Annotated in this window: 9 protein-coding genes; 6 read left to right on the top strand and 3 right to left on the bottom strand. The window is 64.3% G+C overall.

All coding sequences use genetic code 11. The features are described from left to right. The 3 genes from VGU61_RS18185 to VGU61_RS18175 all read left to right on the top strand — a co-directional run. The coding region (locus VGU61_RS18185; protein WP_326860652.1) for an ankyrin repeat domain-containing protein at positions 1 to 958 on the top strand (958 nt) is incomplete at its 5' end. A gap of 70 nt (positions 959 to 1028) precedes the next feature. Further along, the gene (locus tag VGU61_RS18180; protein WP_326860651.1) at positions 1029 to 3236 is read left to right on the top strand and encodes a hybrid sensor histidine kinase/response regulator; all 2208 of its coding nucleotides are present in this window, start codon (positions 1029 to 1031) and stop codon (positions 3234 to 3236) included. Next, complete coding sequence (locus VGU61_RS18175) at positions 3236 to 3988, top strand: hypothetical protein (protein WP_326860650.1); 753 nt, start codon at positions 3236 to 3238, stop codon at positions 3986 to 3988. Before VGU61_RS18180 ends, VGU61_RS18175 begins: the two co-directional genes overlap by 1 nt. A 145-nt stretch (positions 3989 to 4133) precedes the next feature. Here the strand turns inward: VGU61_RS18175 and VGU61_RS18170 are convergent, their stop codons facing one another. Further along, the gene (locus VGU61_RS18170; protein WP_326860649.1) at positions 4134 to 4745 is read right to left on the bottom strand and encodes a LysE/ArgO family amino acid transporter; all 612 of its coding nucleotides are present in this window, start codon (positions 4743 to 4745) and stop codon (positions 4134 to 4136) included. Between the two features lie 109 nt (positions 4746 to 4854). Here VGU61_RS18170 and VGU61_RS18165 point away from each other — a divergent pair, with 109 nt between their 5' ends. Beyond that, complete coding sequence (locus VGU61_RS18165; protein WP_326860647.1) at positions 4855 to 5742, top strand: LysR family transcriptional regulator ArgP; 888 nt, start codon at positions 4855 to 4857, stop codon at positions 5740 to 5742. A 29-nt stretch (positions 5743 to 5771) separates the two neighbouring features. Here the strand turns inward: VGU61_RS18165 and VGU61_RS18160 are convergent, their stop codons facing one another. Both VGU61_RS18160 and VGU61_RS18155 read right to left on the bottom strand, forming a co-directional pair. Continuing rightward, positions 5772 to 5966, bottom strand: a complete 195-nt coding sequence (locus VGU61_RS18160) for a hypothetical protein (protein ID WP_326860646.1) — start codon at positions 5964 to 5966, stop codon at positions 5772 to 5774. Positions 5967 to 6099: 133 nt separating this feature from the next. Further along, on the bottom strand, positions 6100 to 6582 hold the full coding sequence (locus VGU61_RS18155; protein ID WP_326860645.1) for a L,D-transpeptidase: 483 nt from the start codon (positions 6580 to 6582) through the stop codon (positions 6100 to 6102). A gap of 101 nt (positions 6583 to 6683) precedes the next feature. On the opposite strand from VGU61_RS18155, the gene VGU61_RS18150 reads away from it, so the two are divergent. Next, positions 6684 to 7313 carry a pyridoxamine 5'-phosphate oxidase family protein gene (locus tag VGU61_RS18150; RefSeq protein ID WP_326860644.1) on the top strand — a complete coding sequence of 210 codons (630 nt, stop codon included), beginning with the start codon at positions 6684 to 6686 and terminating at the stop codon, positions 7311 to 7313. Then, the gene (locus VGU61_RS18145) at positions 7314 to 8138 is read left to right on the top strand and encodes an AraC family transcriptional regulator (protein WP_326860643.1); all 825 of its coding nucleotides are present in this window, start codon (positions 7314 to 7316) and stop codon (positions 8136 to 8138) included. Positions 8139 to 8219 lie beyond the last annotated feature (81 nt).

The raw sequence follows: 8219 nt of genomic DNA, 5'->3' as shown, positions 1-8219 counted from the left end.
AATGCTGGCCTGGCTGATCGACATCGGCTCGCCGCTCGAAGACACCGACGATTTCGGCATGACGGCACTGATGACCGCCGCCGAAAACGGCAACGATACTGCCGTCGATCTGCTGTTGCGCGCCGGCGCGGCAGCCGACACAATAAATGGCAGCCAGACTGCCCTGAACTACGCCTGCACCCGGGATGCGGTGAAACATCTGCTTGATGCCGGCGCGGATCCGTCGCAGTTGTCGAACGAGGGCACCCGTGCGGTGCTCGGCCTGCCGCCCGACCCCGATATCGATTTGCTGGACGTCGCGGCGGAGGAGTTCCTTGACGGGCGTGAACGCCGCTTCGGCCGCTGCAATCCCGACCGCCAGGACTCCCCGTTCCGCATTGCCATGATCCGCGCCGGCGTCACCGCCTATGAAGCGGCCCGGCAATACGGGAATGCCGCCGGCCAGTCCGATTCACCGGTCTGGTGCGCGAAGCGCTTCGGCCAGTCGATCACGTTTCTGCCGGACGGACGCATCGTTCAGGTCGGCGGCGAGCATGAAGACAGCTACGATCCCGACTTCTGCATCTACAACGACGTGTTCGTGCACCATCCGGACGGGCGGATCGCGATCTACGCTTATCCGGAAGCGGATTTCCCGCCCACGGATTTCCACAGTGCCACCCTGATCGGCAACTTTATTTATCTGATCGGATCACTGGGCTATTACGGCCGCCGCCGCTATGGATCCATCCAGGTGTTCCGGCTCGACACCACCGATTTTCACATCGAAGAATTGCCTACCGCAGGGGAAGGGCCGGGATGGCTCTACAGGCATGTCGCCCGGAAAACTGCGGATGATCGCATACGCGTCTCGGGCGGCATCGTGCTCGGCCGGGAAAATGATGCGGAGACACAAGTCGACAATGCACGCGTCTTCGAACTGGATATCCGGCGCCTGATCTGGACCGTCATTCCTTGAGCAGGGGGTAGACGTCAACACATTCCGCCACGCGTGTAGACTATCGGCTGCCCAAAAACAACCATCGTCGATGCACATCCGGTCCCGCCTTCTGCTGCTTGTACTTGCCGTCCTGATTCCTGCATTCATCGCTGCAGCGCTGGGCATCGGCTACGTCTACAAGGAAGCGCTCGAATCCCAGCATGAAAACATGCGCGAGACGACGCGCGCCTGGGCCCTGCTGCTCGACAAGGAGTTCGCCAAGCGCGAGGCCATCCTGCAGGTACTGGCATTGTCTTCGGCGTTGCGAACCGGTGATCTGAAGAGCTTCTATGACCAGGCAAAGTCGGTCGCGAGTGGCTGGGAGAACGTCATCGTGCTTGCCGATACGAACGGCCAGCAGTTGCTGAATACCCGCCTGCCGCCGGGTACGGCGGGGCTGCCGAAATCCGCGTCCCATGCCGACCTGCGCAGCCGTTACGGACCGGACGCCACCATCATGTCGAACCTGTATTTCGCGCCGATCGGCAAGAGCCATAGCTTCTCGGTGCAGGTGCCGGTGATCATCGACGGCCGCATCATGTATTACCTGTCCATGGGCTCGTTCGCCAGCCAGCTTCAATCGGTCTTCGAAGGGCAGAACATGCCTTCCGACTGGCACGGTTCCATTCTCGACCGCAACGGCGTGGTGGTGGCGCGCAGCAAGGAGCCGGAACGCTATGTCGGCAAGCAGGTGCAGGATGAATTCGTCAGGAAGCTGGCAGATAACAGCGGTTTTTATGAAGGCGTTTCGCTCCACGGCATTCCCTCCATCGGGTATTTCAGCCGCGCACCCAGTTCGGAATGGACCTTCGTCGTTGCCGTGCCGAAAGCCTCGATCCAGCGTGCGGTGGTCAACGCGACGGCAGCCGTCGGGGCGCTTGCGCTGTTGCTGCTCGGCTCGGCCGTACTCGGCGCGCTCGCCGTAGGTCGTTCCACGGCCAGGCCGATCGAAGGGCTGCGGCGGGCGGCGGAACGGCTCGGGCGGGGCGAACCGGTGGCGCCTGCGACATCCGGCATTGTCGAAATGGATGCGGTGAATGCGGCGATGGTGCAGGCCGGCGCGGAAATCAACAATGCAAAACAGGAACTCGAACAGCGCGTCGCCGAAGCGGTCGCAGTGGCGGAACGCTCGCAGCGCGCGCTGCTGCAGGCGCAGAAGCTGGAAGCGCTTGGACGGCTGACCGGCGGCATCGCCCATGATTTCAACAACGTCCTGCAAACCCTCAGCACCGGCCTGCAGGTCGTGCTCCTGTCGTCCAAGGATCCCCGAACCACATCGACGCTGCAGGCCTGCCAGCGCGCCGTCGAGCGGGCGGCCGAGCTGACCCGCCAGCTCATGGTATTCGGCCGGGTGCAGGATGCGCGTCTTGAAACCGTCGACCTGTCGCAGCAGATCGACGCCATGGTGCCGATGCTCAAGGGCGGCCTGCGCGGCAACATCAATCTTCGCATCGACGTGGCTGGCGATACCTGGCCGGTCACTCTGGATCCGCTGCAGTTCGAACTGGCGCTGCTGAACCTTGCGATCAACGCCCGCGATGCCATGCCCGACGGCGGAACGCTTCTTCTCGAGGCGCACAATGAAACCCTTGCAAGCGGCGAGCTGCCAGCCGGCGACTATGTGCGGCTTTCCCTGGCCGACTCCGGCGCCGGCATGGCCCAGGACGTGCTGGCGCACGCGGTCGACCCGTTTTTCACTACCAAGGCGGTTGGCAAGGGTTCCGGCATGGGATTGCCTCAGGCCTACGGATTCGCCAGGCAGACCGGCGGAACGCTGGTCCTGCACAGCGTTCCGGGGCAGGGCACCACGGTCGTCCTCTACCTTCCCCGGGCGACGCAGGAGTTCGCCCGGCCCAAGAGCGACGTGGGCACGGCGCCCGCCGCAACGTCGAATGGGCGGGTGCTGTTCGTGGAAGACGATCCGCTGGTCATGGACGTGGTGTGTCCGGCCCTGCAAGCGGCAGGCTTCAGCGTTACCGCCGTGCGGAACGGCGAGGAAGCGCTGGCGATGCTCGATGCGGGGCCGCGCTTCGATCTGGTGTTTTCCGACATCATCATGCCGGGCGCCATCGGCGGCATCGACCTCGCCCGTATCGTGCAATCCCGCTGGCCGCATGTCAGCGTCGTGCTCGCCACGGGTTATTCGGCACGCCGGGTGGACTTGCCGGATGTCCGCGTGCTGGCCAAACCCTACGACGTGAGCGAACTGCTAGCGGCGCTGAACGACGCACTGCGCAGTGCCGGCAAGGCGGCCTGATGCGGAAGCCGCTGCGCCGCGAGCTGGAAATCAGCCGTGCCCGGCACCGCCTGGAGCGCGACGGCTTCCCGCGGTTGCAGATGTGCCTGCTGGTCATGCTGACCGGCGCGGTCGGATTCGTGGCGTCTTATGGCATGCTGCGGGCGGGCCTGGAGGAAATGTGGCTGCGTTATCTGGCGGCGTTCGGCATTGCCTACCTCGCCTTCCTCGGCCTGTTGTGGCTATGGCTGAGAAGCAGGGCGGAGGATTATGCCGACGTGCCGGATATTTCCGGTTTGATCCCGGATGGCGGCGGCACGGCATCGCCTTCGTTTGCCGGCCGGGGCGGCACCTTCGACGGCGGCGGCGCCAGCGGCAACTTCGAGGTGGCCGGCGACGCTTCGCCGCTGCGGCTCGACGGCGGCACGGTCGGCGATGCATTCGGCGCGGCGGCCGAAGCGGATGAGCTGGCAATCCCTCTGGGTGTCATCATCGTGCTCGGCCTGCTGCTTTTTTCATCGGTCTGGATCGTGGCCGGCGCTCCCCTGCTGTTTGCCGAACTGCTGGTGGACGGCGTGCTCGCCGCCAGCCTGTACAAGCGGCTGCGCGGACTGGAAACCCGTCACTGGCTGGAGACGGCGGTGCGCCGCACCATCGTTCCCTTCGCGGTGACTGCGGTACTGATGGCCGGCGCCGGCTGGGGGATGACGCTGATCGTGCCGGATGCGCGCTCGATGGGGGATGTGGTGCTGCATTTCGAAGGGCGGGGATAAAACTGCTGGGTCACAAACATTCCGGAAGCGATCCTTCCTCTTGTCGAAGGATACTGTTTGGTGCGTGCTTGTGAGACAGCTGAAAAAGCCGCCTTTCAACATGCCACTCTTTCTCCGGCTTTGCGTATCTCTCCAAATTTTTCTGTCAATCCGACAACACCAACGCGGTCGCCAAGCCGATCATCACCACCCCGATCACTCCATCCAGCACCCGCCAGGTGACCGGCTTGGCAAACCACGGCGACAGCAGCCGCGCACCATAGCCGAGTGCCGTAAACCAGACCACCGCCGCACTCATCGCCCCCAGCGCGAACCACGCCTTGCCGTCGCCGGGCTGCTGGCCGCCGACCGCACCCAGCAGGATCACGGTATCGAGATACACATGCGGATTGAGCAGGGTGACGGCCAATACCGCCGCCAGCGCCTGTCCGGCGCTCGTGTCCACAGCCTGCGTGTTGCCGGCCAGCGTCCCTGTCGACAGGGACGACCGCCATGCGCGCAGTCCGTACCACATCAGAAACGCCGCACCGCCCCAACGCGCGACGGCGAGCAGGAACGGACTGTCGCTGATCAACGCGCCCATGCCGGCGACGCCGGAAGCGATCAGCAGGGTTTCGCAGATGATGCAGGTCAGCACCGTCAGGCCGACATGCCGGCGCAGCAAACCCATCCGCAGTACGTGGGCATTCTGCGAGCCGATGGCGACGATCAGGCCGGCGCCGAGACCGAGGCCTTTCAGGTAGTACGTAACGAACATCCGGCGACCTCTCAATGGAAAACGCCATTGTGGGCCGATGGCGGATTGAATAAAGCAAAATTGATATATTTAAGCAAAGCTGAATTTTGCTTCATCAAGGAGACAGGCAATGCAACTCGACAGCAGGCAATGCGAAGCGGTGCTGGCGGTACTCGACAGCGGCAGCTTCGAGCAGGCGGCGCTCCGCTTGCATCTGACGCCGTCGGCGGTGTCGCAGCGCGTGCGCGCGCTGGAAGAGTCGCTGGGCACGCCGCTGGTGGTACGGGGCAGGCCGTGCAGATCGACCCCGAAGGGACAGCGGCTGCTGCAGTACCTGCGGCGGGTCCGCCTGCTGGAGGAGGATCTGCAGGCGGAACTGGCGAGCGACCTTGGCGCTCCGCTCACCATCGCCGTCGCGGTCAATGCGGACAGTCTCGGCAGCTGGTTCCTGCCGGCGCTGGCCGGTTTCCTGATCCGCGAGCAGGTGCTCCTCGATGTGACGGTGGATGATCAGGACCATACCCACGCATTGCTCGAAGCCGGCCTGGCGCTCGGATGTATTTCCACCGAGCCGCATGCGATGCGCGGCTGCGTGGCGGCGCCCCTGGGCAATATGCGTTACCGCTGTATGGCGTCGCCCGACTTCCGGGAACGCTGGTTCGGACGGGGGATGCGGCGGGAAGCGGTTCGCCGCGCACCGGTGATGGTGTTCAATCGCAAGGACAAGCTGCAGTCGGATTTCGTGCTGCGGCATTTTGGCTTGCCGCCGGACGCCTATCCCTGTCACTACCTGCCGGCGTCGGAACCGTATCTGCAGGCCATCGTGCTGGGATTGGGCTGGGGCATGCTGCCCGAGGTGCAGGCGCGGACGCTGATGTCGACCGGGGCACTGGTCGATCTGGCGCCCAGCCGGTCAGTGGATGTCGCGTTGTACTGGCATAGCTGGAAGGTGCAGTCGCCGCGTCTGGAACGGTTGTCCGAGACGCTGGTGGATGCGGCGCGGCGGGTATTTGCCTGAAGCGGCAGGCGCTTATTTCGATGCCAGGCTCAGGATGTGGCTTCCGCCGGCGCAGTTCGGAAGCGCTTTTCGACTGCGGGATTGAGCCCGCAGCGCAGCACTTCGCAGTCCCTGTACATCTGTCGCAGCTTGCGTTCCGCCTCGTCCCTGTCCCTGCCCATGATGGCAAGACTGTCGAGCTTTTGCCCGCTGCGCGTCAGAATCGAAAAATGGAATTTCACCATAACGCCTCCGGCCTCCCGTTGAAATATGCCGCTTCTCGTTTTATCGATCGTTTTATTTCGGCATGCCAATATTGCTCGGCATTATGGTAAGGAAACGCTACTTAAAGCAAGCGGTAACAGGGCTTTCAGGCATTCAGACGCATATTTCGACCGGCGTGCCCGCCGGGACCAGGTCGAACAGCTCGATGATGTCGGCATTGCGCATCCGTACGCATCCGTGCGACAGGGGAATGCCCATGGGCGCATCGTCCGGGCAGCCGTGGATATAGATATAGCGCCGCATCGTATCGACCGGTCCAAGCCGGTTGAATCCGGGCTGGCGGCCGGACAGCCAGAGTATGCGCGACAGGATCCAGTCGCGTTCCGGTTGCCGCGCCGCCAGTTCGGCGCTATGGATCTCGCCGGTCGGACGGCGTCCGATGAATACCGTGCCATAGGGCATGCCGGCGCCGATCTTCGCGCGGATGATGTGACTGCCGCGCGGCGTGCAGTTGCTCCCGCGCTGCTCGCCGGGACCGTTGAGCGCGGTGGAGACGGGATAGCGCCGCAGCGGAATGCCGGCATCATCGATCAATTCCAGCGTTTGCGACGGAATGGTTATATTTATGCGGAGCATGAAAATCCAGAAACGGGACGAACGGGTTACGATAGCAGGGGGCGGCATGCCGGCACAAGCAGCATGGCCCATCCCGTCACGACACTTGCAAAGGGGGCACCATGCGTCATTCCGATCCGACCTTCGATATCGCCGATCCGGCCTCGCTGGAGGCGCTGTTCGGCACGCCGGGAGAGGCTTCAATCGCCAAGGAAATCGGCCATATCGATGCCAACTACCGTGCCCTGATCGAGGCGTCGCCCTTCGTCGCGCTGGCGACGGCCGGGCCGGGCGGGCTGGATTGTTCGCCCCGCGGCGACGGCCCGGGGTTCGTCCGGGTGCTGGACGAAAACACATTGCTGTTGCCGGAGCGGCGCGGCAACAACCGCATCGACAGCCTGCGCAACCTGCTCGATGATCCCCGGGTGGCATTGCTCTTCCTCATCCCGGGCGTGGGTGAAACCCTCCGGGTCAACGGACGCGCAACCATCAGCGCCGACCCCGCCTTGCTAAAACAGCACGAAGTCGATGGCAAGGCACCGAAGGTGGTGCTGCTGATCTCGGTCGATTCGGTGTTTTTCCAATGCTCCCGTGCGGTGGTCAGGGCCGACCTGTGGAACCCGGAGCGACATGCCGACCGGTCGGCGCTGCCGACGCCGGGACAGATTCTCGACAGCCTGACCGCATCCGCCATCAACCGCGAGCAATACGACAGGGAATTGCCGGGGCGCGTCAAAGCGACGCTGTATTAAATGGCGCAGATGTTCCGGGATACCGCGGTCTATTGGCGCAGCCCGCTGCTGCCCGATGCCGAACTGCTGACCGCAGAATATTACGGGCAGGAGTTCGCGCCGCACTGGCATGACAGCTATTCCATCCCGATCATCCGCGCCGGCGCGCAAACCTATCGCTACCGCGGCGGCAAGCGGTTTGCCGCTGTCGGGGGCATCGCCGCCATCAACCCGGGCGAAATCCATACCGGCGAACGCGCCAGCGAACACGGCTGGGCCTACCGCGCGTTCTACCCGTCGGTCGAATGGATGCGCGGACTCGCCAGTGACATTGCCGGCCGCAGGGTCGATGCGCCGTGGCTGCCCGATGATGCGATCGTCGATCCGGAAACCGCGGCCATGCTGGCAACCGCGCATCGCATGCTGGAAGAGGGGGCGGACATGCTGGGCGCCGATACGGCATTGACCGCCGCCTTCGCCTTGCTGCTGTCACGGCATGCGCGCGAACGGCCGCAGCCGCAGCCCTTGCAAAGCGACGGCGTGCGCGTCGCCAGGATGCAGGCGAGGATGGCGGAAGACCTGACGCAAGCCCTCACCCTGTCTGAACTGGCCGCCACCGTCGGCTTGTCGCCGTTCCATGCGGCACGGCTGTTCTCCGCCGCCGTCGGCATGCCGCCGCATGCATGGCGCAACCAGCTCCGCCTGAACAGGGCGCTCGGCCTCCTGCGGCAGGGCACGGCGGTGGCGGAAGTCGCCGCCGCGACCGGATTTGCCGACCAGAGCCACTTCACCCGCCATTTCAAGCGCGCCTATGGCGCCAGTCCCGGGCACTGGCAGGCCGCCTGAGCAACTTTCCGTCGCCGGCCGGGTCGCCGCAAGAACATACAAGCATCCTGCCGGGGCGGCCATTACCATGCCGCTTTGAAA

The organism is Noviherbaspirillum sp., from assembly GCF_035944575.1.
GTDB lineage: Bacteria > Pseudomonadota > Gammaproteobacteria > Burkholderiales > Burkholderiaceae_D > Noviherbaspirillum.
This window is presented reverse-complemented; position numbering and strand designations above follow the sequence as displayed.

Coding starts and splice junctions, on each gene's coding strand:
- VGU61_RS18165 (WP_326860647.1), top strand. CDS start 4,855: ATGCAACTCGACAGCAGGCAATGCGAAGCGGTGCTGGCGGTACTCGAC.
- VGU61_RS18160 (WP_326860646.1), bottom strand. CDS start 5,966: ATGGTGAAATTCCATTTTTCGATTCTGACGCGCAGCGGGCAAAAGCTC.
- VGU61_RS18180 (WP_326860651.1), top strand. CDS start 1,029: ATGCACATCCGGTCCCGCCTTCTGCTGCTTGTACTTGCCGTCCTGATT.
- VGU61_RS18170 (WP_326860649.1), bottom strand. CDS start 4,745: ATGTTCGTTACGTACTACCTGAAAGGCCTCGGTCTCGGCGCCGGCCTG.
- VGU61_RS18175 (WP_326860650.1), top strand. CDS start 3,236: ATGCGGAAGCCGCTGCGCCGCGAGCTGGAAATCAGCCGTGCCCGGCAC.
- VGU61_RS18150 (WP_326860644.1), top strand. CDS start 6,684: ATGCGTCATTCCGATCCGACCTTCGATATCGCCGATCCGGCCTCGCTG.
- VGU61_RS18145 (WP_326860643.1), top strand. CDS start 7,314: ATGGCGCAGATGTTCCGGGATACCGCGGTCTATTGGCGCAGCCCGCTG.
- VGU61_RS18155 (WP_326860645.1), bottom strand. CDS start 6,582: ATGCTCCGCATAAATATAACCATTCCGTCGCAAACGCTGGAATTGATC.